Raw genomic sequence first — 1,200 nt, 5'->3', positions numbered from 1 at the left:
GCGCGGTCGGCTACAACCGCTGGATCGTCCGGGTGGCCGAGCGGATCACCGACGGTTCGGCCGAGCTGCACCGCTTCCGGGCCTCGGCACTGGAGCGGATCGGGGTGGCCTGTTCGATCCTCGGCCGGGCCGACCAGGCGGTGGAGTACATGTCGGCGGCGCTGACGGTCTACCGGCAGCTCGGTCGGCGGACCGGCATGGCGATCAACCACAACAACCTGAGCGCCGACTACCTGATGGCGGGCCGGCTGACCGAGGCCGAGGCCCACCTGGCGGAGGCCCTGGAGATCCACCGGTCCGCCGGGGCCCGGCGCGGCGAGGCGGCCGCGCTGATCAACCTCGGCGTGCTCCGGCACCGCAGGGGCGATCTCGACGCCGCGAGCCTGGACCTGAGCACGGCGCAGCTGATCGACCGTGACCTCGGTCACCTGGACGGCGAGGCCGCCGCGCTGGTCGAACGGTCGGCGGTGGCCACCGGGAACTGCGGACGGGGGACCCGTTCGCGGAGTGCGGCGCGCTGCTCGCCCTCGGCGGGTACCGGCTGGCGATGGGCCACAGCCGCCCCGCCGCCCTGCACCTGCGCCGCGCCCTACGGCTGGCGGTGGCCAGCGGCGTACGGCACCCGGAGCTGCGGGCCACCCTCGGGCTGGCCGAGGTCGAACTGCTGGAGCACCGCCCGGCCGAGGCCGTCCGGCTCGCCGAACGGGTGGTCGAGCTCTGCCACACCGGTGGCTACCGCCCCCTGGAGGCCCGCGCCCTGCTGGTGATCGCCACCGCCCGGCTGCACCAGGGCGACCCGGCCGGCGCCGTCCCGCTCGCCGAACAGGCCGCCGACCTCCAGCGCGGCATCGGCCACCTGCTGGACCTGGCCCGCAGCGAGGCACTGCTGGCCCGGGCCCGGGGGGTTTAGTCGAGGTAGTCGCGCAGGACCTGGGAGCGGGACGGGTGGCGGAGCTTGGACATGGTCTTGGACTCGATCTGGCGGATCCGCTCGCGGGTCACGCCGTAGACCTTGCCGATCTCGTCCAGGGTCTTCGGCTGGCCGTCGGTGAGGCCGAAGCGCATCGAGACCACGCCCGCCTCACGCTCGGCCAGGGTGTCCAGGACGGAGTGCAGCTGCTCCTGGAGCAGGGTGAAGGAGACCGCGTCGGCCGGGACGACCGCCTCGGAGTCCTCGATCAGGTCACCGAACTCGCTGTC

The 1,200-nt window shown here is 74.0% G+C and carries 3 protein-coding genes; 2 read left to right on the top strand and 1 reads right to left on the bottom strand.

Going from position 1 to position 1,200, the window contains the following annotated elements:
* Together ASC99_RS39450 and ASC99_RS40695 are read left to right on the top strand one after the other, a co-directional pair.
* Window positions 1-767, top strand: a 767-nt coding sequence (locus ASC99_RS39450; protein ID WP_162257895.1) for a tetratricopeptide repeat protein, incomplete at its 5' end; no start/stop codon positions are given.
* Window positions 662-910 carry a tetratricopeptide repeat protein gene (locus ASC99_RS40695; protein WP_235583080.1) on the top strand — a complete coding sequence of 83 codons (249 nt, stop codon included), beginning with the start codon at window positions 662-664 and terminating at the stop codon, window positions 908-910. The genes ASC99_RS39450 and ASC99_RS40695, both read left to right, overlap by 106 nt.
* On the opposite strand, the gene ASC99_RS18890 is transcribed toward ASC99_RS40695, so the two are convergent.
* Window positions 907-1,200: sigma factor-like helix-turn-helix DNA-binding protein (locus tag ASC99_RS18890; protein ID WP_304440745.1), on the bottom strand; the 294-nt coding region annotated here is incomplete at its 5' end. The two genes, ASC99_RS40695 and ASC99_RS18890, sit on opposite strands and share 4 nt — an antisense overlap.

It is taken from the genome of Kitasatospora sp. Root107 (assembly GCF_001424875.1).
Taxonomy (GTDB): Bacteria; Actinomycetota; Actinomycetes; order Streptomycetales; family Streptomycetaceae; genus Kitasatospora.
This window is presented reverse-complemented; position numbering and strand designations above follow the sequence as displayed.